This is a genomic window from Rhodococcus sp. SB1D (assembly GCF_048573875.1).
Taxonomy (GTDB): Bacteria; Actinomycetota; Actinomycetes; order Mycobacteriales; family Mycobacteriaceae; genus Rhodococcus_F; species Rhodococcus_F qingshengii.
Genome location: NZ_JBMAIQ010000009.1, coordinates 226,642 through 251,246, shown reverse-complemented (window position 1 = coordinate 251,246; position 24,605 = coordinate 226,642). Strand labels below are relative to the sequence as shown.

General features: G+C 62.7%; 26 protein-coding genes. 11 read left to right on the top strand and 15 right to left on the bottom strand.

The annotated features are described in order from the left end of the window. Positions 1–38: 38 nt before the first annotated feature. Entirely contained in the window at positions 39–1,328 is a 1,290-nt protein-coding gene (locus ACN50D_RS20955) for an adenylosuccinate synthase (protein ID WP_003944351.1), read from the bottom strand. A gap of 283 nt (positions 1,329–1,611) precedes the next feature. Here ACN50D_RS20955 and ACN50D_RS20950 point away from each other — a divergent pair, with 283 nt between their 5' ends. From ACN50D_RS20950 to ACN50D_RS20940, 3 genes are all read left to right on the top strand, one after another. Further along, entirely contained in the window at positions 1,612–2,286 is a 675-nt protein-coding gene (locus ACN50D_RS20950) for a hypothetical protein (RefSeq protein WP_080961056.1), read from the top strand. Beyond that, a complete protein-coding gene (locus ACN50D_RS20945) occupies positions 2,283–3,053 on the top strand; it encodes a site-2 protease family protein (RefSeq protein WP_003944319.1) in 771 nt (256 codons plus the stop codon). The genes ACN50D_RS20950 and ACN50D_RS20945 overlap by 4 nt, the downstream gene beginning before the upstream one ends. 70 nt (positions 3,054–3,123) lie before the next feature. Beyond that, entirely contained in the window at positions 3,124–3,612 is a 489-nt protein-coding gene (locus tag ACN50D_RS20940) for a GNAT family N-acetyltransferase (RefSeq protein ID WP_007726792.1), read from the top strand. Between the two features lie 100 nt (positions 3,613–3,712). Here the strand turns inward: ACN50D_RS20940 and ACN50D_RS20935 are convergent, their stop codons facing one another. Together ACN50D_RS20935 and ACN50D_RS20930 are read right to left on the bottom strand one after the other, a co-directional pair. Next, positions 3,713–4,951: an HNH endonuclease signature motif containing protein gene (locus ACN50D_RS20935; protein WP_212633978.1), complete on the bottom strand. Its 1,239-nt coding sequence runs from the start codon at positions 4,949–4,951 to the stop codon at positions 3,713–3,715. A 92-nt stretch (positions 4,952–5,043) separates the two neighbouring features. Continuing rightward, positions 5,044–5,541, bottom strand: a complete 498-nt coding sequence (locus ACN50D_RS20930) for a winged helix-turn-helix transcriptional regulator (RefSeq protein WP_007726791.1) — start codon at positions 5,539–5,541, stop codon at positions 5,044–5,046. Positions 5,542–5,599: 58 nt separating this feature from the next. Between ACN50D_RS20930 and ACN50D_RS20925 the strand changes: the two genes are divergently transcribed. Both ACN50D_RS20925 and ACN50D_RS20920 read left to right on the top strand, forming a co-directional pair. Beyond that, a complete protein-coding gene (locus ACN50D_RS20925) occupies positions 5,600–7,015 on the top strand; it encodes an MFS transporter (protein ID WP_042452157.1) in 1,416 nt (471 codons plus the stop codon). Next, a complete protein-coding gene (locus ACN50D_RS20920) occupies positions 7,012–8,181 on the top strand; it encodes a thiolase family protein (protein ID WP_073513553.1) in 1,170 nt (389 codons plus the stop codon). Before ACN50D_RS20925 ends, ACN50D_RS20920 begins: the two co-directional genes overlap by 4 nt. A gap of 28 nt (positions 8,182–8,209) precedes the next feature. On the opposite strand, the gene ACN50D_RS20915 is transcribed toward ACN50D_RS20920, so the two are convergent. Further along, positions 8,210–8,866 (bottom strand): class I SAM-dependent methyltransferase, encoded by a 657-nt coding sequence (locus ACN50D_RS20915; protein WP_042924200.1) that lies wholly within the window; start codon positions 8,864–8,866, stop codon positions 8,210–8,212. 240 nt (positions 8,867–9,106) lie between these two features. On the opposite strand from ACN50D_RS20915, the gene ACN50D_RS20910 reads away from it, so the two are divergent. Then, complete coding sequence (locus ACN50D_RS20910) at positions 9,107–10,048, top strand: DUF808 domain-containing protein (RefSeq protein WP_030535980.1); 942 nt, start codon at positions 9,107–9,109, stop codon at positions 10,046–10,048. On the opposite strand, the gene ACN50D_RS20905 is transcribed toward ACN50D_RS20910, so the two are convergent. Further along, on the bottom strand, positions 10,045–10,998 hold the full coding sequence (locus ACN50D_RS20905; RefSeq protein ID WP_212633977.1) for a helix-turn-helix transcriptional regulator: 954 nt from the start codon (positions 10,996–10,998) through the stop codon (positions 10,045–10,047). The two genes, ACN50D_RS20910 and ACN50D_RS20905, sit on opposite strands and share 4 nt — an antisense overlap. A gap of 64 nt (positions 10,999–11,062) precedes the next feature. Between ACN50D_RS20905 and ACN50D_RS20900 the strand changes: the two genes are divergently transcribed. After that, entirely contained in the window at positions 11,063–11,527 is a 465-nt protein-coding gene (locus tag ACN50D_RS20900; protein WP_070160642.1) for a pyridoxamine 5'-phosphate oxidase family protein, read from the top strand. On the opposite strand, the gene ACN50D_RS20895 is transcribed toward ACN50D_RS20900, so the two are convergent. The 3 genes from ACN50D_RS20895 to ACN50D_RS20885 all read right to left on the bottom strand — a co-directional run bounded on the left by ACN50D_RS20895 (position 11,517) and on the right by ACN50D_RS20885 (position 14,086). Further along, positions 11,517–12,446 carry a cation diffusion facilitator family transporter gene (locus ACN50D_RS20895; protein WP_007726784.1) on the bottom strand — a complete coding sequence of 310 codons (930 nt, stop codon included), beginning with the start codon at positions 12,444–12,446 and terminating at the stop codon, positions 11,517–11,519. The two genes, ACN50D_RS20900 and ACN50D_RS20895, sit on opposite strands and share 11 nt — an antisense overlap. A 91-nt stretch (positions 12,447–12,537) precedes the next feature. After that, on the bottom strand, positions 12,538–13,683 hold the full coding sequence (locus ACN50D_RS20890; RefSeq protein WP_003944297.1) for an FUSC family protein: 1,146 nt from the start codon (positions 13,681–13,683) through the stop codon (positions 12,538–12,540). Further along, on the bottom strand, positions 13,670–14,086 hold the full coding sequence (locus ACN50D_RS20885) for a DUF3151 domain-containing protein (RefSeq protein WP_007726781.1): 417 nt from the start codon (positions 14,084–14,086) through the stop codon (positions 13,670–13,672). Before ACN50D_RS20885 ends, ACN50D_RS20890 begins: the two co-directional genes overlap by 14 nt. A gap of 125 nt (positions 14,087–14,211) precedes the next feature. Here ACN50D_RS20885 and ACN50D_RS20880 point away from each other — a divergent pair, with 125 nt between their 5' ends. Then, entirely contained in the window at positions 14,212–15,045 is an 834-nt protein-coding gene (locus tag ACN50D_RS20880) for a nuclear transport factor 2 family protein (protein ID WP_070160630.1), read from the top strand. A gap of 79 nt (positions 15,046–15,124) precedes the next feature. Here ACN50D_RS20880 and fbaA read toward each other — a convergent pair whose 3' ends face one another. Further along, positions 15,125–16,162, bottom strand: coding sequence for a class II fructose-bisphosphate aldolase (fbaA, locus tag ACN50D_RS20875; RefSeq protein ID WP_007726777.1), 1,038 nt, complete (start codon positions 16,160–16,162; stop codon positions 15,125–15,127). A 181-nt stretch (positions 16,163–16,343) separates the two neighbouring features. Here fbaA and ACN50D_RS20870 point away from each other — a divergent pair, with 181 nt between their 5' ends. Together ACN50D_RS20870 and ACN50D_RS20865 are read left to right on the top strand one after the other, a co-directional pair. After that, positions 16,344–17,081, top strand: coding sequence for a VTT domain-containing protein (locus ACN50D_RS20870; RefSeq protein WP_003944390.1), 738 nt, complete (start codon positions 16,344–16,346; stop codon positions 17,079–17,081). Between the two features lie 29 nt (positions 17,082–17,110). Further along, on the top strand, positions 17,111–17,773 hold the full coding sequence (locus tag ACN50D_RS20865) for a DedA family protein (protein ID WP_070160628.1): 663 nt from the start codon (positions 17,111–17,113) through the stop codon (positions 17,771–17,773). Between the two features lie 11 nt (positions 17,774–17,784). Here ACN50D_RS20865 and ACN50D_RS20860 read toward each other — a convergent pair whose 3' ends face one another. Together ACN50D_RS20860 and ACN50D_RS20855 are read right to left on the bottom strand one after the other, a co-directional pair. Beyond that, positions 17,785–18,912: a GTP-binding protein gene (locus ACN50D_RS20860; protein ID WP_070160626.1), complete on the bottom strand. Its 1,128-nt coding sequence runs from the start codon at positions 18,910–18,912 to the stop codon at positions 17,785–17,787. 44 nt (positions 18,913–18,956) lie between these two features. Further along, positions 18,957–20,309 carry an LLM class flavin-dependent oxidoreductase gene (locus ACN50D_RS20855; protein WP_063314834.1) on the bottom strand — a complete coding sequence of 451 codons (1,353 nt, stop codon included), beginning with the start codon at positions 20,307–20,309 and terminating at the stop codon, positions 18,957–18,959. 91 nt (positions 20,310–20,400) lie between these two features. Here ACN50D_RS20855 and ACN50D_RS20850 point away from each other — a divergent pair, with 91 nt between their 5' ends. Next, complete coding sequence (locus ACN50D_RS20850) at positions 20,401–21,399, top strand: GNAT family N-acetyltransferase (protein WP_307850566.1); 999 nt, start codon at positions 20,401–20,403, stop codon at positions 21,397–21,399. Here the strand turns inward: ACN50D_RS20850 and ACN50D_RS20845 are convergent. Genes ACN50D_RS20845 through ACN50D_RS20830 form a run of 4 tightly spaced genes read right to left on the bottom strand, consistent with a single transcriptional unit; the run spans position 21,362 to position 24,551 of the window. Further along, positions 21,362–22,069, bottom strand: coding sequence for an alpha/beta fold hydrolase (locus ACN50D_RS20845; RefSeq protein WP_212633975.1), 708 nt, complete (start codon positions 22,067–22,069; stop codon positions 21,362–21,364). The two genes, ACN50D_RS20850 and ACN50D_RS20845, sit on opposite strands and share 38 nt — an antisense overlap. Before the next feature lie 11 nt (positions 22,070–22,080). Further along, on the bottom strand, positions 22,081–23,202 hold the full coding sequence (locus ACN50D_RS20840) for a glycoside hydrolase family 76 protein (RefSeq protein WP_003944321.1): 1,122 nt from the start codon (positions 23,200–23,202) through the stop codon (positions 22,081–22,083). 57 nt (positions 23,203–23,259) lie between these two features. After that, on the bottom strand, positions 23,260–23,952 hold the full coding sequence (locus ACN50D_RS20835; RefSeq protein WP_212633974.1) for a TrmH family RNA methyltransferase: 693 nt from the start codon (positions 23,950–23,952) through the stop codon (positions 23,260–23,262). Continuing rightward, complete coding sequence (locus ACN50D_RS20830) at positions 23,952–24,551, bottom strand: DUF6636 domain-containing protein (RefSeq protein WP_212633973.1); 600 nt, start codon at positions 24,549–24,551, stop codon at positions 23,952–23,954. The genes ACN50D_RS20835 and ACN50D_RS20830 overlap by 1 nt, the downstream gene beginning before the upstream one ends. Positions 24,552–24,605 lie beyond the last annotated feature (54 nt).

The window sequence follows — 24,605 nt, the reverse complement described above, 5'->3', positions numbered from 1 at the left end:
GCTCATGCTTGCATGAGCGGGGATTTCGAGGGAACAAACTAGCGGACGATCTCGCGCCGGACGATCGTTTCGTCGCGGCCGGGGCCGACACCGATGCAGGAGATGAACGCACCCGAAAGCTCTTCGAGCCTAAGCACGTAGTTCTGCGCATTCTGCGGCAGTTCCTCGAAGGTGCGAGCCTCCGAGATGTCTTCCCACCAGCCGGGCATCTCTTCGTAGATGGGCTTGGCGTGGTGAATGTCGCTCTGTGACATCGGCATTTCGTCGTGGCGGACACCGTCCACCTCGTACGCGACACAGATCGGCACGGTGTCGAGGCTGCTCAGCACGTCCAGCTTGGTGAGGAAGTAGTCGGTGATGCCGTTGACGCGCGTCGCGTAACGCGCGATGACAGCGTCGAACCATCCCGTACGACGAGCGCGTCCGGTGGTGACACCGACCTCGCCGCCCTGCTTCGCCAGGTATGCGCCGTGATCGTCGAACAGCTCCGTCGGGAACGGACCGGAACCGACACGCGTCGTGTACGCCTTCAGGATGCCGAGCACTGTGGTGATCTTGGTGGGACCGATTCCCGAACCGACCGCCGCACCACCCGAAGTGGGGTTGGACGAGGTCACGTACGGGTACGTGCCGTGGTCGACGTCAAGCAGAGTGCCCTGCGAACCTTCGAGCAGAACGGTCTCGCCGCGCTCGAGGGCGAGGTTGAGTTCCAGGCGCGTGTCCGAGATGCGGTGCTTGAAACCCTCGGCCTGCGTCAGTACCTCTTCGACGACCTGCTGCGGGTCGAGTGCCTTGCGGTTGTAGATCTTGACCAGCACCTGGTTCTTGAATTCGAGTGCTGCTTCGACCTTCTGGGTCAGGATCTTCTCGTCAAGGACGTCCGCGGCACGGACACCGACACGGGCGATCTTGTCCTGGTAGCACGGGCCGATACCGCGGCCGGTCGTGCCGATCTTCTTCGCTCCCAGGAAGCGTTCGGTGACCTTGTCGATGGCCACGTGGTACGGCATGATCAGGTGCGCATCAGCAGAAAGCAGCAGGCGGGACGTGTCCACGCCGCGCTCTTCCAGGCCTGCCAATTCGGTCAACAACACACCCGGGTCGACGACGACACCGTTACCGATGACGTTGTTGACGGCGGGGGTGAGGATTCCGGACGGGATGAGGTGCAGTGCGAACTTGTCACCGTTCGGCAGAACCACGGTGTGTCCGGCGTTGTTACCGCCCTGGTATCGCACGACCCACTGAAGCTGCTCGCCCAGTAGATCTGTAGCTTTGCCCTTACCTTCGTCGCCCCACTGGGCGCCGATCAGGACGATTGCCGGCATGACGTTGTCTCCTACGGTCGACGTGCAGCAGTTGTCCCGCCGCATTGGTACTGCCTGGCTTCCGCGCACATGATGCAGCGCCGAACTGTTGCAGTGACCGAAGGAGCAGTCTAGCCCAGAGCATCAGACCAGACCTGACGGTCCAGAATTTGGCCGGTGACCATCACGATTGCGAGTCGACACAGAGACTCGCACTAAGATCGTCGGCAGTGATTCGGACGGCCATTTCGGGGAAGGGTGGCGAGGTCCCACTACCCGAGAAGAAGTCTTGATCGAGCTAGGAGTGGCTTTGACCCCTGTGGTGCTCAAATGTGGCGATTCGCCGGTTCCACTCCCCCTGGGTGAACTCACGTCGTTCACTGTCCCTGAACTTCCGGAGAAGCAAGACTTCGACGAGGCACTGTCCCAACTGCAGGTCGTGACGGAGCCTCGCTTGATCGTCGTGGGTAACGACGGCGCGTTTGCCGCGGCATTGACGCGGTTGATGCGATTGGAGCGACTCAACGTCGAACTCGCCTACGTCACCGAGAACAGGTCCGACGCAACCGACGCGTACAAACTCGCGACCGGTGCACGAGCTGCGCGCACGGCCTTGAAAGGCACAGTCCACACCGTGCCGCTCATTCGCGACGACGCTGGAATCGCGCTGGTAGGTGCAGCAACTGTCACGGGTCCGGCGGATGCAGACGAACTGATCGGCGAGGCCTACGTCGACGACAACAAGCTGTTCTCCGGTACAGTCCCCGGCATCCGGATAGTGCCGAGCCCCAAGCTCCCCGGGATCAAGGCATCAGTCGACCGCAAGAGCCGCTGGAGCGGGCGACGCTGGCTGGAAGGCCGAGCCATTCAACTGGGCTCGCCGGCAGCGCGACTGGTTCGCGACGGGGTGGCCAACCCACGCGATCTGAAGCGTTCGACCTTCTACCGGCACGACAAGACTTGGTTGTTGGTCAGGTGAGAACCGGAGCAGCACGGTCGGCGGTTCGGCCGAGCCCTGTCTTCCTCGGCGTCGTTGCGATCACTGTCATCGCCGGAATCGTCGCTTGGAACTCGACGTGGGGTTCCATCGCGGGCCGCGCGGGTGTTTTTGTCCTCGTGGTTGCCGGCTGGGTGGTCACGCTCTGCTTGCACGAATTCGCGCATGCCTATCTGGCGTGGCGTCATGGAGACACCGACGTCGAGGCTCGTGGCTACCTGACGCTCAACCCGCTCAAGTACAGCCATCCGATGCTCTCGATCGGTCTGCCGGTGCTGTTCATCGCATTGGGCGGCATCGGGCTTCCCGGCGGCGCCGTGTACCTGCGCACCGGGATGTTCCCGCCCAAGGTGCAGGCCCGAATATCGCTCGCCGGTCCGTTCACGAATGCCGTCGCCGCCGTGATCCTCCTCGTCGTCATACGTACGTACGGCTCATCGGCCGAGCATCTGACGTTCTGGGCCGGCCTCAGTTTCCTGGCCTTCTTGCAGGTCATGGCAACAGTTTTGAACCTGCTCCCAGTCCCGGGTCTGGACGGTTACAACGCGCTGGAGCCCTACCTCGCACCCAACACACGGCACCAACTCGACCAGTTCAAGCCGTACGGACTGCTCCTGCTGGTTGCGCTCCTGTTCGTCCCACAGATCAATGTCGTCTTCTTCGACGCGATCTACTGGATCTTCGAATTGAGCGGTGTGTCCGACTACTACGCCATGCTCGGTAACGCCCTCATGCGTTTTTGGACGTGATCGAGTGCGCTGGAGGAGACTCGTGAGAGTCTGACATTTCAGACATTCATTCTTCTTCAGGGGAGCATCGATGATTGCGACGTCATTTCAGTCCGGCGGAGTGGAGTACACCCTCACGCGGGCCGAGATTCGACACGTGGAGGCACTGATCGACTTGCTCGCCGACGACCCGATCGGCAGCACCCGGGAGACGACCAACCCCGAAGCTCGAACGATCTACGAGGACGCGTTCAAGCGAATCGACGAGGATCCGGCTCAACTTCTCGTCACCGTTCTGGTCGGTGACGCGGTAATCGGCACAATGCAATTGACCTTCATTCCGGGTATGAGCCGGATGGGTGCCACGCGACTGCAGATCGAAGCAGTTCGCGTCCACGAGGACTACCGAAGTAAAGGCATCGGCAGTTCGATGATCCGATGGGCCTGCGAAGAAGGTGCCCGGCGCGGCGCGTTTCTGGCGCAGCTCACCTCGGATCAAACTCGCAAGGAAGCTCACGACTTCTACGAGCGACTCGGATTTGTGGCCTCCCATGTCGGGTTCAAGAAGTCACTGAGCTGACGCCCTGCCACAAAACTCCCAAACGCGGGGACTCCCAAACGCGAGCTCGAGCACCGGGGCGTAGAGGTGCCCCGGTGCTCACGTCTTCAGTTGTCGCGATTCACGCCGCGGTGGGTGGGCTGTTCCCGCCGATCGGCTGCTGATACGGATCAACAGACATCGGCGGATAGAACACCGATTTGCGATCCGGCCCGATCTCCACCCGCCACTCGGTGTGGTGCATCGTCCGATGATGATGACCGCACAACAAGATCAGATTGTCGAGATCCGTTGGGCCACCAACGTTCCAGTGAACAATATGATGAGCATCGCACCACCCCGACGGTGTCCCGCATCCCGGAAACGCACACCCACCATCACGAACCGCCAACGCCCGCCGCTGCGGAACCGTCGCCGTTCTCGCTTCCTTACCGCAGTCGAGCGGAACACCATTCTCGTCCAGGAGGATCCGCGTCACGGTGCAGTCGCACGCCAACATCCGTGCAGTATCGATACTGATCGGACCCACCCAATCCGCCCACGCGAAACCCAGTTCCTGAGTCGACGGCAGTAGATCCTTCAATGCTTTGAGGTCGGTCATGTCTTTTGCACTGGCGGTGACTGTGATGTGCGGTTTCACTCCGCCTTCGATCGGACCCAACCCCGCCCGCTCGTACCGGCGCAACAACTCGCAAAACCCATCCGCCCGCCGTAGCGCCGGCGTGCGTGTGTCCTTCACGCCGTCTTTTTCCGGTGTCGGCGCAGACAGGCTCGACAACAACGTGATCAGACGGGCCCCGTTCACAGCATCCAGATCGCCCTTCACGGTCACCCGTCCGTACAACCCTTTCGAGGCGTAGAACTCGTTACGTTCGGAATCCTCGCCGACCGGGACGCCGTCTTCGCGTTTTCCGTACTGCTTCTCGATCCGCCGGATCGCCGCCCGCACCGCATCACAATCGGCAATGTTCTTCGACGCCAACCCCAACAGGATCCCGCGAGCCTTGTCCACATCCGCCAGGGTCATGTTCTTCGGCGGATGCTGACAAAACGACGCCACCTGACGGGCTTTCAACGCATCCACGTCACCACGATGAAACGCATCGCCGACAACCGGTTCGAGCATCAACAACCGCGCCAACCCGACCAGCAGACTGCACTCACCGATCTCCAGATTCGTCGAACCATGCAACCACTGTGCGATCGCCCGAAAACCCTTCCCACCGAGAACGTCCCGGGAAAACATCTCCACGATCAGCAACACCATCCGCGACTGCAACTCGTGTCGGGCGCGCACCAGATCCAGAACCTCACCCTTGAGGTCCTCGCTATCCAGTTGCCATGCTTCCCGACTGTCCATGCTCAAAGTTTAATCGAACATACTTTCGATAACCAGAGACAAACCGGACAACTTCAAGAAGACCTACACTCGAGAGCTGTTGAGATGCATCGCTATTCGCGCAACCGCCGACGCGATTCGTTGACAGAGACTCGCAACTCCCCCAAAGGCACTTCACGACCCGACTCACTGCGCACCTCGACGCGAACGCGCTCACCAGTAGCGTCGTCGGCCACCTCCAACGGTCCACCTTTTCCGCCGTGCAGATACTTGTCGCCCCACTGCATCAGCGCGAGAACCGCCGGCAGCAGGTCACGGCCCTTCTCGGTGAGCACGTACTCGTGCCGCGTCCGCTTTCCAGGCTCCTTGTACGGCACACGCTCGAACAGTCCCGCCTCAGTGAGTTCTTTCAGCCTCGCCGACGCAACCGCCTCGGTGATGCCGACTCGCGACGCGAAGTCGTCGAAACGCGTTGTGCCGTAATAGGCCTCTCGCAGAATGAGTATCGCGGATCGAGTGCCGACCACTTCCATGGCCCGCCCGATCGAACAGTGCGTGGCCCGCCAGGCGTCGCGATCTTCGAGCACTCCGGTCAGTCGTACAGCGTCCATGCAATTCACCATACCCCCTGGCTTGCCATAACCATAGCCAGAGTCTAGATTGCTGACTATGGAACTTCATAGCCAGCCGGTGCGGACCGGACCCCTGCTCGCGATACTGTCGGGGGCGCCGTTTGTCGCCAGCCTCGATCTTTTTGTGGTCAACGTGGCCTTCGGCGACATCGCCAAGAGCTACCCAGGTCACTCGCTCGGCGAGTTCAGTTGGATCCTCAACAGCTACGCGATCGTCTACGCCGCACTGTTGATACCCCTCGGACGCTGGGCGGACAGGATCGGGCACAAGCGCGCCTTCATCGCCGGCCTCGCACTGTTCACCCTCGCCAGCGCCGCCTGTGCCTTCAGCCCGTCCTTGTGGGCACTGGTGGCCTTCCGTATCGTCCAGGCAGTCGGTGCCGCTGCGCTCACCCCGGCCAGTCTCGGGCTTCTGATCAATGCGCTTCCCGCCGCGAAACGTCAATCCGGCGTTCGCATCTGGGCAGCCGCCGGCGCTGCAGCAGCTGCATTCGGCCCTGTCGTGGGCGGCATCCTCGTAGAGGCCTCGTGGCGCTGGGTCTTCCTGATCAATGTTCCAGTGGGCATCGTGTTGCTCTACTTCGCAGTCCGACTCGTACCGGATACAACACACAAGGACCCCGATGCCGGTATCGACTTCGTCGGCGCTGCCCTCCTCACCGTCGGAATCGGCTCTCTCGCCCTGGCACTCGTCCAGGGTCCGGACTGGGGATGGACCGACAATCGCGTTCTGATCGCCTTCGCCGTGGCCGCCGTGACACTACTCTCGTTCTGGTGGAGCAACTCTCGTCACCGGACTCCGTTGATTGCTCCGGATCTTCTGAAGATCCGCTCGTTTGCCTGGTCCAACGTCACCGCCATCCTGTTCAGCGCAGCATTCGCCGCGGGTCTTCTCTCGAACATCCTGTGGCTCCAGGAAGCCTGGGGATACTCCGCTCTGCGAACCGGTTTCGCCGTCTCACCGGGTCCGCTTCTCGTTCCGCTGTTCGCCATCGCCGGCGGATCGCTGACGCGCAGGTACTCGGCGGGACGCGTCGCCGCACTCGGCAGCCTTCTGTGGGCAGTCGGAACCGTACTCGTTCTCGTCTCGGTTGATACGACGCCCAACTACGCGACCGGACTCCTACCAGGCTGGATCATCGCCGGGATCGGTGTCGGTCTTGCCCTGCCGACCATTCTGTCGCAGGCCACGGCGGATCTGGCACCTGCCAGATCGGCCACCGGTAGCGCAATCGTCAGCATGAGCCGACAGATCGGAACCGTTCTCGGCGTGAGCGTTCTGATCGCGGTTCTCGGCTCTGCTGTCGACTACGACACCTTCCGCCAGGCCTGGTGGGTGATCTTTGCCGTCGCGCTTGTGTCTGCCCTGGCATCACTGGGAATGACACCTGCGACCACACCCACCCCGGTTGTCCCTGTTGAATCCGCCATCCCTGAAAGGAATTTGTCATGAGAGACGCAGTTATCGTCGAAGCCGTTCGCACTCCGATCGGCAAGGGAAAGGCGAACGGCGCCCTGCACGGCATCAACGCCGTCGACCTCCTCGCCCACAGCCTCAAGGCGGTAGTCGAACGCACTGGAATCGATGCAGCACTGATCGACGACGTCATCGGTGGAGCGGTAAGCCAAGTCGGTGAACAGAGCCAGAATGTCACTCGCACTGCCCTTCTCGCCGCAGGCTACCCTGAGTCGGTACCGGGAACCACCGTCGACCGACAGTGTGGAAGTAGCCAACAAGCAGTTCATTTTGCCGCTCAGGGCGTCATTGCCGGTGCGTACGACATCGTTGTCGCTGCCGGAGTCGAGTCGATGAGCCGAGTCCCTATGGGCTCGAGCAGCATCGGGCGCGAATCACTCGGCGTGGGTTTCGAAGAGCGCTATCCGGACGGTCTGGTATCGCAGGGCATCAGCGCCGAATTGATCGCTGCCAAGTGGGGACTGAGCCGCACCCAACTCGACGAGTTCTCGGCGTCGAGCCATCGGAAAGCCGCGCTGGCAACCGAGAGTGGTTACTTCACCAAGGAACTCGCCACGCTCCCGCAGCTGTCGGTCGACGAGGCCATCCGCCCCGGCACCACGGTCGAGACCCTGGCCGGCCTACGGACCGCCTTCGAATCCGACTACTACGCACAGCGATTCCCACAGATCGACTGGTCCATCACCGCGGGCAACAGCAGCCCGCTTTCGGACGGCAGTTCGGCGGTGATGATCACGACCAGTGAGATCGCCGCGAAACTCGGCCTCACCCCGAAGGCACGATTGCACAGCTTCGCAGTTGCCGGCGACGATCCGCTCTACATGCTCACCGCGGTCATCCCGGCTACACAGAAGGTCCTGGCCCGTGCGGGATTGACGGTCTCGGACATCGATCTGTTCGAGGTCAACGAGGCCTTTGCCCCCGTCGTCCTGTCGTGGGCAGCGGACACCGGCGTCGACCTGTCCAAGGTGAACGTCCACGGCGGCGCCATCGCGCTCGGCCACCCACTGGGCGGCAGCGGAACGCGGATCATGACCACCCTGGTCAACGCGATGGAGCAGCGCGGCGCGCGCTACGGACTCCAGACCATGTGCGAGGCAGGTGGGTTGGCAAACGCGACCATCCTGGAGCGTCTGGGCTGAGCGATCCCCGATCGACGGCATTCCGACATCAGTGACCGAGTGCCGTCCATTCGGGATCCGGCTTGCGCGCAACGACCCGAAACACGATTCCGCCCCGGCCGCTGCGCTGCACCTCGTCGATCAGGAAACCGGCGTTTTCGAGGTATTCAACCGGTTGACGGGTGAGATGATCGGCACCGAACCGAACAAAAAGCGGTTCGACGACCTTCATCAACGTACGAGCAACAACGTTCTTGCTCGGTCCGTGCTCGGCGAGGACGAATCGACCACCGGGTACCAGGACTCGAAATGCTTCGTTCGCAACTCGGTCCGGATCGGGGATCGTGCAAAAGGCGTAGGTCGAGACCAACGTGTCCACGCACTCGTCGGGAACATCGAGTGCTTGCACGTCTCCGAGTCGTAGGTCGACTTCGGTCTTCACTCCCTCGGAGACCTTGAGCCTGGCCTGATCGAGCATCGCAGTCGAGATGTCCACGCCGATGACGTAATCGACGTCGTCTCCGTAGAGAGGCAGGTTCAGTCCGGTACCCACGGCGATCTCGACCACGCGGCCATGCGCCTGGTCCACGGCCCATTTCCGGGCGTCACCGAGCACAAAGCGTTCGAAGCGCCCGATCTGTCGGTCGTAGTGCGCCGCCATTGCGTCGAAAGTCTTGGCGACCTGTGCAGTGTCTGGTTCACGCATAGTGCCCCGTTTCGATCGATCTTCTGTGCAGTCTTACACGCGAGCACCGGGTCGGGAAGACCTTTCGTGGCGAAGGGCAACCGACCTCGCGAGGTCGTCCCTGACGGATGCCCCCGGTATCGTTCCAGGTGACCTGACCTCACCTACGACGATCATGGATAGAGACCTCGTGCGATCAAGTAACTGCGTCACCGGTTCGGTCCGGCCACCTTTTTCCACTGATTCCGCTGGAGGTCTGTGATGGCCGGCGGACTCTTCGCCCTGCTCGACGACGTCGCAGCCCTGGCTCGCATGGCTGCCGCCTCGATCGACGACGTTGCCGCCGCAACCGGTAAGGCGACCGCCAAAGCGGCCGGCGTGGTCATCGACGACGCAGCCGTCACGCCGCAGTACGTCCGTGGGCTCGCAGCCGAACGCGAGTTGCCCATCATCAAGCGCATCGCCATCGGATCGTTGCGCAACAAGCTGCTGATCATCCTTCCGATCGCTCTGCTGCTGAGTCAGTTCCTCCCCTGGCTGCTGACGCCACTGTTGATGGTCGGCGGCTGTTACCTCAGCTACGAAGCGGTTCACAAGATCTGGGGTGCAATCTTCGGCCACGGTGACCACCACGAGGCCGCTGACGAGCATCCTCGCGACGAAGAAGCAGTGGTTTCGGGCGCCGTCCGCACCGACCTGATCCTGTCCGCCGAGATCATGGTGATCGCACTCAACACCATCGCAGGCGAAGGCTTCTGGAGCCGATTGGTGATCCTTGCCGTCGTGGCGGTCGTCATCACCGTGGTCGTCTACGGAGTCGTCGGACTGATCGTGAAGATGGACGACATCGGATTGAAGATCGCCGAGACGTCGTCTGGCTTCACCCACAAGGTCGGCCGAGGCCTCGTTCGCGGCATGCCTCACGTGATGTCAGTGCTCTCGGTGGTGGGTACCGCCGCGATGCTGTGGGTCGGTGGCCACATCCTGTTGGTCGGCATCGACGAACTGGGCTTCCACCCGCTCTACGACGCCGTTCATCACGGCGAAGAAGCAGTCAGAGACATCGCCGGAGTCGGTGGCGTGTTGGCGTGGATCGTCAACACACTTGCGTCGGCGGCACTGGGTCTGGTGGTCGGCGCCATCATCGTCGCAGCTCAACTGGGTATCACTCGCCTGCTCGCAAAGCGTTCTGCAACGGCCTAGTCACTGCGAGTGTGGCGGAGCACCATCTGCTCCGCCACAGCCCGCAGTCCTTCACGCAACGACCGTGGCTCGAGCACTTCGACGTCCGCTCCCAAACCGATCAACTGCGAGAGCGCGACAGCTTCGCTCTCGAGTTTCAGCTCGGCACTCACCCATCCGTCGTTGTCCTCTGGCCCCACTTCGACTGCAGCGGCAAGCTCGCCCACCACATCGGGGAGCCGGCGCCTGCCCTCTGGTGTCAATCGCACGCGACACTCGAAGCGAAGCAGCGACCGGTCGAACTCGGCCATCGACGCCGCCCACCACGACGGCAGGTCGAAATCCACCGGCCGAGTGAACGAATCATCTTCTACCACGGCATTTTTGATGCGCCCGACTCGAAACGACAGCGTTCGACCGTTCATCCCCGCCACCAGATACCAAACACCGGCTTTGATGATCAGACCCAGCGGATCGACCGTCCGCTCGCGATCGCGATAGGCGAAGCGCAGTCGACGCGAGTCCAGCACAGCGGATGTGACGATCGGAAGCGCAGAGATGTCGTCGACGCCGCCGAACCAACCCGGAACGTCCACGAGAATGCGGTCCTGCCACAGTCGTGCACTCTCGCGCAGGGGACCGGGCAGGGAGCGGAGCAGTTTGGCCCCCGCCGAACCGACGGCGTCGGATCGCCCGAGATCTGCAGCGATGGACGGCACACCCAACAGCATGAGTGCGGACGTCTCGTCGTCCGTCATGCCGGACAACTTGGACTGCCAACCGTCGAGCAGACGGATGCCACCACCAGGGCCGCTCTCGGTCCAGATCGGCACACCGGCAGCCGACAACGAGGCCACGTCGCGGTAGATCGTCCGCACTGACACACCGAACTCGTCGGCCAACTGCTCGGCGACGACGCCGCGACTCCCCTGCAAACGCAGCATGAGTTGGAGTAACCGCGCGGATCTCATGGACCGAACATTACCGAGAATCACTGACAGAAGTTGTCAGGAATAGGGGTGCACAATGACCGTCATGGTCACCTGGAAGCAGTTCTCCGAAGAAGTACCCGCTCTTGCCGACGCGGTCCAAGCGCGGTTCAAAGCCCACAAGCATCACGTCCTCGCAACGCTGCGCAAGGACGGCTCACCACGGGTCAGCGGCACCGAAGTCGAAATCCTCGACGGGCGTCTGGTGCTCGGTTCGATGTTCGGCGCACTCAAGGCGAAGGACCTCATCCGTGACGGGCGCTACGCCCTCCACAGCAATCCCGGCGAGCACACCATGGAGGGCGGTGACGCGAAGATCGCCGGACTCGCACGCGAGGTGACCGGCAACGAGTTCGAAGCCGTGCTCGCAAGCTACACCTACGAGGTTCCGAAGCCTCTGCACCTATTTGTCCTCGACATCGACGAGGTGGTGCACACGACTGTCGACGACGAACACATGTATGTCGATCTCTGGAAGCCGGGCAAGGAGATCACCCGCTTCACCAAGTGACGTTCTTCTCGCAATGCTCGCCGTTGGCACACGATTCCACCTGAACGGTGGCGTGGGAAAGACCGTGACTCTCGAGGACGGTGCGCGCGGATTCCAGAACGTTCGACGAATTCGCGTCACTGGTCAGGTGGACCGTCGCGACATCCATGCCGGTGGTGAGCGTCCAGACGTGTAGGTCGTGAACACCCATCACGCTCGGCAGCGCCGCCAGGTCGGCCTCGACCGCTTCGACGTCGACGTCGGCCGGCGACGCCTGCGTCAGAATGCGCAGCGATGCTGCGGCCAGTTTGATCGCACGCGGCACCACCCACAGCGAGATGAGAACACCGACGACGACGTCTGCCCACGTCCAGTTGAACAGCAGGACAAGGCCACCGGCGATCAGAACGCCGACGCTACCGACGGCGTCGGCAAGCACTTCGAGGTAGGCACCACGCACGGCCAGGCTGTCCTTGGAATCGCCGCGCAGCATCAGCATCACGACGATGTTCGCGGCCAGGCCGGCGGCCGCCGTGATGATCAGGGCGCCGCCCGGGATCTCGGGTTCGTTACCGATGCGGCCGATTGCCTCGTAGAAGACCCAGGCGGCGACGGCCAGCAGCATCACCGCATTGGCCATGGCGGTCAGCACTTCGGCGCGGTGCCAACCGAAGGTCCTGGCAGCGGTGGTGCTGCCCCTCTTCGCGAGCAGCAGCGCCGTCAGTCCCATGGCCATACCCACCACGTCTGTGAGCATGTGACCGGCGTCGGCAAGCAGAGCCAACGAGTTGATCAGGATGCCGACCGTGGCCTCGAGTACGAGGAACGCAACGAGGATCGCAAGCGCGATCGCCATTTTTCTGATGCGTTGCGGTGACGGTCCTACGCCGACCGAATCTGCTGCCGAGTGGCCATGTGAATGACCGTGCCCTGCTCCCATTTGTCCTGTTCCCTCCCAAGTCCTTCTCAGAGCATATGCATACATTCGCATACATACAATGAGTTGCTCAGTGAGCGGGAAACGGCAGAGGTCAGTGATCCGGCTCGTAGGCGGGATGAGGCACGGTGGGCGGCAGAGTTGCGATCGACGAGATTCGCTTCATGCCCGCGACCTGCAACAGGTCGACGACCAGCGATCGAATCTGGGCGAACACCACCGTCGAGGACAGGCCTGCGTTCTCCACTATCGCCGGTTTCAGTTCCTTCGCCACCGAGCGCAGGACGCGCGCTGCTTCGGCCTGATCAGGCTGCTCCCCCGGCTCCGCCAGGATCATGTCCTCGAGAACTTCGACGGCTTTCGACAAGCGCTCGACCTGAGCCACCAGACGCGGATCGAGGATCTCGTCGTCCCTGACCAACGTCAACGAACGACGCGCGAGCACTCGAATGTTGCGCATCGCGTTGTCGATGGGATCGGCTGTCGCCATGAGCCTTTCGAGGCGAGGCCGACTGTTCCAGTACAGCGGGGAGATTCGGCTGATCTCGCGCCCGCCGAGAAGGTTACTGCGCAACCCGTCGATGGCACCCTGAGTTGCGCGCGCCTTCTGCAGTGCCTTCACGATCGGGTCCGGGTCATTCGCGACGAGGCCGTCTGCCACCAATTGCAGTACCTCGGAAGCGGTTCCGAGGATCGATGCAGCATCCTTGCGCGCGCGTCGTACCGGGTGGGTGGGGATGATCGCGACCACCGCGATACCCACCAGGCCACCGACAAGGGCATCGATCATTCGATCGGGACCGCCGCTGCCGCCCGGCGGGATCAGCGTCGCCACCAGCACAGCCGAGTTTCCCGCCTGCATGGAGAAGATCGGCCCGCTGTTGAGAAGCACCGCGACGGACATCGCCAGCACGACAACCAAACTGATCTGCCACGGTCCGCTCCCGATACCGGAGATGATCAGATCACCGATTCCGATACCGACCGTGACTCCCGCAACCAACTCGAACGAGCGTCGTAGTCGTGCACCCAACGACAGACCGAGCGAGACCACAGCGGCAATCGGCGCGAAGAACGGCGCGTGGTGCCCGATCACCGTGGTGGCAACCCACCACGCCAATCCGGCCGCCAAGGCACATTGAATGATCGGTAGCGCCGACGTCTGAAGTCGACGCACCGATTTGCGAGCCCGGTCCTTGATGCCGGCCCGGCTCGGACGGAAACTGCTAACCGAGGCCAAGCGCTTCGGCGGCGTTGGGATCGCAGTCTTCGAGCAGATCGAGGCAACGCGCGTACTCGTCGGCTTCACCGATCGTCTTCGCGGCCTTGGCCAGGACTGCGACGCAACGCAGGAAACCACGGTTCGGTTCATGGCTGTAGGGCACGGGACCGAAACCCTTCCAACCGTTGCGACGCAGTTGGTCGAGTCCGCGGTGGTATCCGGTACGCGCGTAGGCGTAGGCCGTGATGGTTTCGCCCTTGTCCAGGGCAGCCTCGGCCAGGTAGGCCCACGCAATGGAGGCAGTGGGGTGGTCGGCCGCTACCTGGGCCGGTTCAGCGTGGTTGAGCAGTGCCGATTCCGCGTCGTCGTCGCCGGGAAGCAGAGTGGGCTTGGGTCCGAGCAGGTCACCGAATTGGGTCATGCGCTCATTGTGCCCGCTACGCCTTTCTGCCACAGGACCGCCTCGCCGACGGTCGGAGTTATGCAGGCTACATACCGGTCGTTACCCTGACATGGTCATTGCTGCATAAGACCGAAGGGTTACCCGTGCCGGACTCGAAAGACGACAACTCGAAAAAGAGCGCAGCACCGAAGGGTGCGCCCGAGAAGTCGGCCCCGACCGAACCTGCGACTGTGGCGATCCAGAAGACAGACAAGGCCTCGAAAGCGGACGGCGACGCCAAAGCTGCCAGCGCACCAACCGTCGCGATCCCCAAGGCAACTCAGGCACCCACAGCAGCACCGACACCCCAGCCCAAGCCGGAGCCCGCCACCGTCGCGATTCCAAAAGCCGCGCAGCCGACACCACCACCCCGGCAGGCTCCGACCCCACCACCACCGCAGCAGCGCGCCGCGCCTCAACGTGTGGGTGTCGCAGCGACCCCACCGCCGGCTCAGCCGATGCCGACTCGCATCGAGCCCGCCGCGCCGGAGAAGACCAAGCGCAGCGGCAAGGGCTGGTACATCGCGGCAGCAGCGGCCGGCGTCGCCGTCCTCGCGGCGATCGGCGTCGCCGTATTCGTCTCGTCCAACAGCGGTAGCGGTGAAAGCTCACCCGAAGCTCAGGTCCAGACCGCCATCTCGACGTATGTCGACGCTCTGCAGACCGGCGATCTGGCAACGCTGCGAACGTCGACCTGTGGGGCGTTGGGCGAGTACTACCGCACCATTCCCGACGCAGCGTTCGCTCAGGTCCACGACAATGCCGTCGCGCAGAAGACGATCCCGCAGGTCGGAGCCGTCGACGCGGTGCGCATCACCGACGACACCGCGATCGCTCAGGTCCAGGCAAGTTTGCCGAGCACGGGCGAGCAGTCGTGGCGCACGTTCGACCTCGAGCGCCAGGACGGCACGTGGAAGGTCTGCGATCCCAGCAAGTAGGTACCTGAACAGAAAATGCGCGCCGGCGAGAATTTCGCCGGCGCGCATTTTGTTCTGTGAAGCGCAGTTGTGAAACCGATCAGCCTGCCGACACCGAGCGTCCGGCCGACTTCAGGTCGTTGCACGCCTCGACGACGCGAGCCGTCATGCCGGCTTCGGCCTTCTTGAGGTAGCTGCGCGGGTCGTATGCCTTCTTGTTTCCGACCTCGCCGTCGACCTTGAGGACGCCGTCGTAGTTGGTGAAGAAGTGTCCGGCGATCGGACGGGAGAACGCGTACTGGGTGTCGGTGTCGACGTTCATCTTGACGACGCCGAAGTTCAGCGAGTCCTCGATCTCCGACTTCAACGATCCCGATCCACCGTGGAAGACGAAGTCGAAGGGCTGCGAACCGGAAGCCAGGCCGAGCTTGGCAGCGGCGACCTTCTGGCCCTCTTCGAGAACCTCGGGCTTGAGCTTGACGTTGCCCGGCTTGTAGACGCCGTGGACGTTGCCGAAGGTGGCGGCAAGGAGGTACTTGCCCTGTTCGCCGATGCCCAGAGCATCGACCGTCTTCTCGAAGTCTTCGCTCGAGGTGTAGAGCTTGTCGTTGATCTCGGCTTCGACGCCGTCTTCTTCGCCGCCGACGACACCGATCTCGACCTCGAGGATGATGCGTGCAGCCTTCGAGAGGGCGAGCAGTTCCTTGGCGATGGCCAGGTTCTCGTCGATCGGGATAGCCGAGCCGTCCCACATGTGCGACTGGAACAGCGGGTTACGACCGGCGTCGACGCGCTCCTGCGAGATCGCGAGCAGCGGACGCACGTAGGTGTCCAGCTTGTCCTTCGGGCAGTGATCGGTGTGCAGCGCGATGGTGACGTCGTACTTTGCCGCGATCACGTGTGCGAACTCGGCGAGCGCAACAGCGCCGGTGACCATGTCCTTGACGCCCAAACCGGAACCGAACTCGGCGCCGCCCGTCGAGAACTGGATGATGCCGTCACTGCCGGCGTCCGCGAAGCCCTTGATGGCTGCGTTGATGGATTCGGAGCCGACACAGTTGATGGCGGGGAAGGCAAAGGAATGCTCCTTGGCCCGACCAAGCATCTCGGCATAGACCTCGGGAGTTGCGATAGGCACGGCGGGAGTCCTCCATATACGTGTCGTTCGGAGCGCTCGGCGATGTGAAAGCGCTTCGTGTGGTCCTAGCAGTATGGCAAGTCCGACTCGTCACGTCTCTTTGCGGTCTCGGCCCGCCGCCACCGACGCGATGACCTGCGGTGGTGGGAAACACTCAGATTCGGCCGGTACTCTGGCCACCGTGAATGTGCAGGCAGCAACTGAATCCGTGACGAACCTGGCCTTGCTGCCCGGCTTCCTCGATCCCGTGAACCTCTTGAATTCCTTCGGAACGTGGGTTCTGGTGGGATTGCTTCTGGTGGTCTTCATCGAATCAGGCCTGCTGTTTCCGCTCTTGCCCGGCGATTCGCTCCTCTTCACCGCAGGGCTGATCGCGGCGTCCAAGTCCACCGAGATCGAACCGTTCGCGCCGCTGTGGGTGCTCCTGGTGACCATTCCGATCGCCGCGATTCTGGGTGACCAAGTCGGGTTCTACATCGGCGCCAAGGGCGGAACTGCCCTGTTCAAGACGGACGACGCGCGGTTCTTCAAGAAGAAGTACATCGACGAGTCACACGCCTTCTTCGAAAAGCACGGCCCGATCACCATTATCCTGGCTCGGTTCGTGCCGATCGTGCGTACTTTTGCTCCGGTTGTCGCCGGCGCTTCGAAGATGAAGTACTCACTGTTCCTGACGTACAACATCGTCGGCGGCATCCTGTGGGGTGCCGGCGTGACTTTGCTCGGCTACCTCCTGGGGCAGATCGAATTCATCCGCGACAATGTCGACTACATCTTCATCTTGATCGTCCTGGTGTCGGTTCTGCCGATCGTCTTCGAAATCGGGAAGCGAATTCTGGCGTCGAGACGTGGTGAAACGGCGAATACTTCCACTACGGACAATTCGACGGTGACAGTCCCCGAAGACCCCACCCCCTGATTGCAGAACGAGGCGAAGAACTGACGACGATGACGCTCGCATCCGGCAGTTTCTCCCCGCTCGAGACTGCCGGGCCTCTGTTGGTCTGGATCATCGTCGTCACGTTCGTCTTCATCGAGTGCGCGATCATCCTCGGGTTGTTTCTCCCCGGTGATTCGCTTCTGATCACAGCCGGAATCGTTCTCGCCGGCCACGAATCCGGCGCGGGCCACGTGTGGGCGTTGTCTGTCGGTGCGATGATCGCGGCCATTGCCGGCAACCAGGTCGGGTACGTCATCGGCCACCGGACCGGCAATCACATCAAAGCCCGTAAGGGCGGCAAGTACTTCACCGAGAAGAACCTGCACCGCGTGAACATCCTGTTGGAAAAACACGGATTCTGGGCGGTCCTGATTGCTCGCTGGGTTCCGTGGGTGCGCACCCTGTGCCCGATGGTCGCGGGCGCAGCCAAGATGAACCACACGCGCTACACCATCGCGAGCACCATCGGCGCGATCATCTGGGCGCCCGTGCTCCTGCTACTCGGTTTCTACGGTGGCTCGTTCCTCGATCGCGTGCCGTGGTTGCTGCCCGCCGTACTGATCGTGATGATGGTCAGCTTGGTCATCGGTACTGCGCTGGGAATCTGGCAGTACCGCAAGGAGATGGCCCGACCGGCCGAAGACGTCGAGGTCGAACAAGTCCTCGACTAGAAGCTGACTGCTCAGTGCAGGTGGCTCTGGTCCCACGCGGGCAGCGGGTCTTCGTAGCGAGTCCATGCCCGCGGTCCTTCGCGTAGTTCGTCATCGGTCAGCAGAGCCGGATCGAGGATTCGTGACGGCGCCGCCGGGTCCAGTTTCACTCCGATGAACACGATCTCCTGCCCTGGCACCTCCGCCGCCGACGCCCACAGTTGAGCCGGTTCGATGACGAGGTTGGGGCCTGCCTGCGACCAGATCGCGGCGGACTCGGGCCGACTGGCGATCCAGCAGAATCCCTTGCTCCGCAGGAGTCCGGCGAACTGACCGAGCGCAGCCTCGAGTCGCGCCGGATGAAAGGGTCGCGAGGCTCGATACGTGACGCTGCGTATTCCGTATTCCTCGGTTTCCGGGGTGTGCCCGCCGGCCAGCTCCTCGTCCCAACCGGGTACTTGCGCAGCCAGTTCCGGGTTGTAGAGACCGGTTTCGAGGACGCGATCGAGGGTGACTTTTCCGTGGTCGGTCCGAATCAGCTGAGCAGTGGGGTTGAGCCTTCGAAGCGTCGCCTCGACGGTTCCCGCCGCCCGCGGGCTCACCAGGTCGGTTTTGTTCAGCAAGATGACGTCGGCGAACTCCACCTGATCGACCAGGAGATCGGAGATGCTGCGTCCGTCCCCCTCCCCGGCTTCGAGGTTGCGCTCGTCCAGTCGTTCGCCTTTTGCCAGTTCGCCGAGGAAGGTCGACGCGTCCACCACGGTCACCATGGTGTCGAGCTTCGCGAGCGAGCCGAGGCTGAATCCGTCCTCGAATTCCCAGTCGAAGGTGGCCGCCACCGGCATCGGTTCGGAGATGCCGGTGGACTCGATCACCAACTGATCGAACCGTCCTTCTCGCGCGAGAGCGCCGACGGCGTCGATCAGATCCTCACGCAGCGTGCAGCAGATGCATCCGTTGGTCAGCTCGACCAACTTCTCTTCCGTGCGGTCGAGATGACCCTGGCCCGCGACGAGGGCCGCGTCGATGTTGATCTCGCTCATGTCGTTGACGATGACGGCGACCCTCCGGCCATCGCGATTGGCGAGAATGTGGTTGAGGAGTGTGGTCTTGCCTGCGCCCAGAAATCCGGACAGCACGGTTACCGGTAGCTGCTTCATTCCTTAATGGTAACCATTGTCATTATCGACAACAGCGGGCGGGCCTACTGCACTGCAGAGGCACTACCCGAGAACTGGCTCTCGGGCCTCGGCAAACCGAAATGATCACGAAGGGTCGTACCCGAGTATTCGGTCCGGAAAAGACCGCGATCCTGCAGGATCGGGACCACACGCTCGGTGAAGATCTCGAGTCCACCCGGGTAGTACGGCGGCATGACGTTGAAGCCGTCAGCAGCACCGCTGGTGAACCATTCCTCGATCGTGTCAGCCACCTGCTCGGCGGTTCCAGCAAACACCCGGTGTCCGCGCGCACCCGCCAAACGATGAAGCAGTCCCCGAACCGTCGGACGCTCACGCTCGACTATGCCGGCGATCACCTGCAATCTGCTTTGCTTGTTGTCGGTGACATCACCTGCCGCCGCGAACAATTCGACAGGAACCGGTGCATCCAGTTCCAGATTCCGAACATCGGTCCCGGTGAGTGCACCGAGTTGCGCGAGCCCGTACTCCGGCGAAGTCAACTCGTTGAATTCTCGCTCGAGCGCCTTGGCTTGTTCCTCGGTGTCACCGATGAACGGGCTGATTCCGGGCAGGATCTTGACATGATCGGGGTTGCGCCCGAACTGAGCAGCCCTCGACTTGATGTCGGTGTAGAACGCCTGCGCATCGGAAAGTCTCTGGTGCGCTGTGAAAATCGCCTCCGCATACTGACCGGCAAACGCGCGACCGTCGTTGGACGCCCCGGCCTGCACCAGCACCGGGTATCCCTGCGGCGTTCGCGGTGCGTTGAACGGTCCCCGCACCCGAAGATGCCGGCCGACGTAGTTGATCTCGTGAATCTTGTTTCTGTCCGCGTAGATTCCGTTCTCCCGGTCCAGACTGATCGCGTCGTCCTCCCAGCTGTCCCACAACCGCACCACCGCGTCGACGAATTCCCTTGCACGCGAATACCGGTCGCCGTGGTCCGGATGCTTGGCCAGCCCGAAGTTCGCGGCAGCCAGATCCGTACCCGTGGTGACGATGTTCCACCCAGCACGTCCGTTCGAGATGTGGTCGAGCGAGGCGAACAGCCGAGCCAGGTTGTACGGCTCGTAGTACGTGGTCGACGCCGTCGCGATCAATCCGATCCGCTCGGTTGCCACTGCAATGGCCGTCAACAAGGTGATCGGCTCCAACGTTCCTGCGGGACCGTGCTCGACGTCGCTGCGCAACGCGGGACCGTCGGCGAAGAAGATTCCGTCGAACTTCGCCGCCTCAGCAGTGCGAGCGATCTCCTGGAAATACGTGACGTCGAACAGACGTTCCGGTGTTGTCCACGGATGACGCCACGCCGCTTCGTGATGACCGGCGGGGTGGATGAACGCGTTGAGGCTCAGTTGGCGCGGAGAATCAGACATGCCTGAATGCTGGCAACTGCCGCCGCAGTCCGACAGGGTTAGGGTTCGCGTGATTCCAACTCGGGGTTGGCAGCTCGGTATCGTCACATGGGTGAGCCGCGTAGTTGTAGCCGAGTTCGTACCGTCCGGATCGACAGCATCGGTTCTTCACCAGTGGTGTGAGGTCTTCGCCGAAGGCCAGCGTCACCTGTCCGGAACTGCGCCGACAGCGACGGCGCTGATGGAAATGATCGAGGCCGAGGACAATTCGGCCGATGTATGGCGTTGGATCGCACGCGACGGTGGAACGGACGAAGTCCTCGGCATCGCCCAGGCGCGACGCAACTCGGCGGAACCTGATCTCGCAGAGTTTCGGATGTACGTGACACCCCACGCGCAGCGACGAGGGGTAGGACGAGCGCTTGCCGAACTCGCCGAAGTCGACATCGCCGGGTTCGGCGTGCGAAGAATCAGAGTGACGGCGCTCGTCGGAAGCGCAGCCGAGCATTTCCTGGGATCGTTCGACGGCCACCGTGTGTTGCTTCGGTTGGCCAACCAGGTTCAGCACCTCAGCCCTCCCACCGCACACAGCACCCGCCCCGGCTATCGAATCGTCAGTTGGCGCAACCGAACCCCGGACGAGCTGGTCCACTCCTTCTCGGAGGCTTTGAACCGACTCCTCGACGCGCCGGGCGCCGAACTGCAGATGCCCGAACGTAATTGGGGAGCTGACGAGGTCAGATCGTGGGAACAGAAGATGACGGGTGGCTCTCAAGTGCTCCTGGTGTGCTGCGCGGTCGACGACAGCGTCGGCGAAGTAGCCGCAGCGACAGTGGTGACGGTGGACGAACATGACAGCACCCACGCATCGCAGCACGACACCGTGGTACTTCCCCAGCACCGCGGACACGGTCTCGCTCAGTGGGTCAAGGAGCAACAAGCGTCTGTATTGGCAGCTGAATTTCCCTCCGTGCGAAAGATTTACACAACGGTGAACGCGGAGAATCACCCGATGCTGACCGTCAATCGGAGCCTGGGATACCAGACCGTCGCGGAGCGGATCCTGGTGGAAATCAGGAGAGCCGAGAGTGCGCCGCACAAGCCTCGGTGACGATCTTCCTCCACAGGAGCGGGTGAGACTGCCAGAAGTTGTGCGCGACACCGTCGACGACCTCGAAACTGCCGTTAGGCACGAGCTCGGCCAGTTGCTGCAACGGCCACGACGGGCGAACATCGTCGGCCGCCGCGAGAAATGTCATGGGCACTGGTGAGTCGGCCAACTGCCGAAACAGCTGTGGTTCATGGATCCATTCGATGAACGATTCTTGAAGCGATTGCCAGACAACAGGTTCCCAAGGTATCTGCGGGTCCGGCTCGATTCCCGCTTCGTACTGCTTCGACCATGTCCGGTCCTTGTGGAGGCCGTGCCCCGCGATGCCGACGACGCCGGACACCGATTCCGGACAGTCGAGTGCGTACCGCACCGCCAAGTCGGATCCCCACGAGTGCCCCAGCACGACCCAGCTGTCGATCTCGAACGTGCGGCGGACGAGTTCGAGGTCCGCAACCGCCTGCGCCATCGTATGAGCGCCGCCACCGGACCGGCCGACTCCGCGTGGCTCAGGGCACCACGCGCGCATTCCTTCCGGAACCAGCTCGTCGTGAGCAAGATAGTGAACGCATCCCGGGCCGCCGGAGAGAACCAGAACGTCCGCCCCTGCCCCACCGACATCGACGTGAAGACGTACGCCGTCCGTGTCGACCACGTGCCGGGATTCCATGAGGAAAAAGCCTAACGCTTACGCGGGTATCCAGCCGCCGAGACGACAAATGCCGCCTCCATGAGCATCCACCCACCTACCTGCACCGAGAGGTCTCGCTCGGGCACGCTCGACGAGCGCACGGTTCCGGCGGCGAAGGTGGCGATGTCGCCGGACAGACTCGGCAACTGAGCATCCTTGGTCCAGTCGTGCCCGAACAGCGGCAGACCTTCGATCTGCAGTCTGTTGTTCCAGGCCGCTTCCGCGGAGGACAGAACGATCTGCGCTGCGAGTTCGCGCGCTCGCAGGTCCTCGTGAGTCTCCCAGGACAGGTTCACCACCACGAACGCGAGGTAGCGAGCCAGGATTGCGTTGAACAGTCCGCCGTCGCCTCCGCCACCGCCCGTGATGACTCCGTACTCGGTCATGCCGTCGTACACGGCGTCGACGAGTTTGTGGACTCGCTCGCGGTGACGCGGTTCGCCCAATCGCGTCGACAACTCGGTTTCCAACCCCAGCGTGACGCCCTGACAGTACGAATAGATCGCGCGCTCGAGGGTGCCGTCGCGGCGGATACCGTCGAAGATCAGTCCGGAGTCCGGATCCCGCAGTGTCTCGTCGATCCAGTCGGCCGTTGCCTGCGCACGCCAGAGTTTTCCGGTGCGCGCCAGCATGATTCCGGCGGGTCCGTTTGCCGGTGTGTTGTAGAAATCGGAGCCTTTGCACCACGGAATACCGCCGCCGTCGGCCGGGGACCACGAATCGAAGAGTTGCGATTCGAGCGCCTGAACCGCGGTTCGGTGATCGACCGAGAACATGCGTTGCGCACGTTCGAGCGAGAGGCCCAGCCACGCCATGTCGTCGTAGTAGTTGTTGGTCCACGCCGAGACGTTGCGGACCCGCACACTGCGGGCAACCTTCGCGACCCGGCGACGACGCTTGGGGGTCGGGTCACGTTCGAGTGCGTCGATCGCAGTATCGAGCAGGTGCGCTTGCCACCAGTAGTGCCACGGCTTGAACATCCGCTCGCGTCGAACAGCAGGCCAGGCAACCACGCCGAGTGCTGTCCGGGGCATTCCCCACAGGCGCCGAAGGTGACGACTGACTATCGCGCCCTCAGCCGCATCGGCCCGCTCTGCCCACACTTCCTGCATAACTACCTATCCTGTCTGGTCGAGGCGCTACACGCTAGCCGGAATTCGCGAGCGAGATCAGCGGGAATCGGCGAGATCGGCATGCTCACGTACCCACGCGTGCATCGCGATGCCGGCCGCGACACCGGCGTTGATGCTGCGAGTCGAACCGAATTGTGCGATCGAGACCGTCATGGACGCAACCTCTTTCGCATGATCGGTCACTCCGGGGCCTTCTTGACCGAACAGCAGGATGCACTCCCGCGGCAGGCTTGCCGTTTCCAGCGGCACCGACCCCGGGGTGTTGTCGACGGCCACGATCGTGAGTGAATTCTCACGGGCGTACTCGACGAGTTCGCCGATGTCTGCGTGGTGAACGATGTGTTGGTATCGATCGGTCACCATGGCGCCCCGCCGATTCCAGCGCCGACGCCCCAGGATGTGGACCGCGGCCGCGGCAAACGCGTTGGCCGTGCGGACCACCGTGCCGATGTTGGCGTCGTGCGCGAAGTTCTCGATGGCGACATGCATCGTGTGACGGCGCGAGTCGATGTCCTCGACGATCGCTTCCCGCGTCCAGTACCGATACTCGTCCAAGACGTTTCGACGATCACCCTCGGCCAGAAGTACCGGGTCGTAGCGCTCGTCGGTCGGCGGTTCCGTGTCGTGCTCCTCGGCCCAGGGTCCGACGCCGTTGGGATTCTCGCCCCACTCGGTGGGTCCCGGTTCACCGGCTCCGCCGGACACGTCGTCGGCTGCGACTTCGGTCATCAGAACACCTCGTTGGAATCTGCAGCCACGGTGAAGCCGTGCGTGGTCTGATCGTTGACACACGAGACGTCTGTCGCGGTGGTCGTACAGGTGAAACCCAGTTTGCTCAGCGGTTGACCGGCCGCCAACACCGGATCGGCGTCGGGGCCGCCAGAGGTGTACACCTCTCCGCCCGAACACATGAAAGCACCCTCACCCTCGTCGGTGACGCGAATACCGTTGCCCCAGTTGACCATGCAGCTCTCCGGCCGCGGCGGAACGGGAGTGGTCGTTCCCTCGCACCCGGCTTCGATTCTGGTGGGCAACTTGATGATGCCGCACTGGAAGTTTCCGTCGGGAGTGGTGAAGTAGTACGACTCGTTGCGCTCGAACTGCACGTCCGTGAGTGTCGTCGTCGGTGGCAGCGTCGTGGTCGGTGGTTCGGTGGTCGTGGGGACGACGGGCGCGACGGTGGTGGTTGTCGTCGGCACTGCGGTAGCGGTGGACGAACTGGGCTGCGCCGCTACGGTCGGCGCTGAATCCGCCTCCCCGCTGCACCCTGCGAGCACGAGCGCCGACCCGACGCCCAACAAGACGAACCCCACCCGAACACGAACCACCCGACTACCTCCACACACGTCATCTTGGCCCAGCAACAGCCGACAGTGCACTCT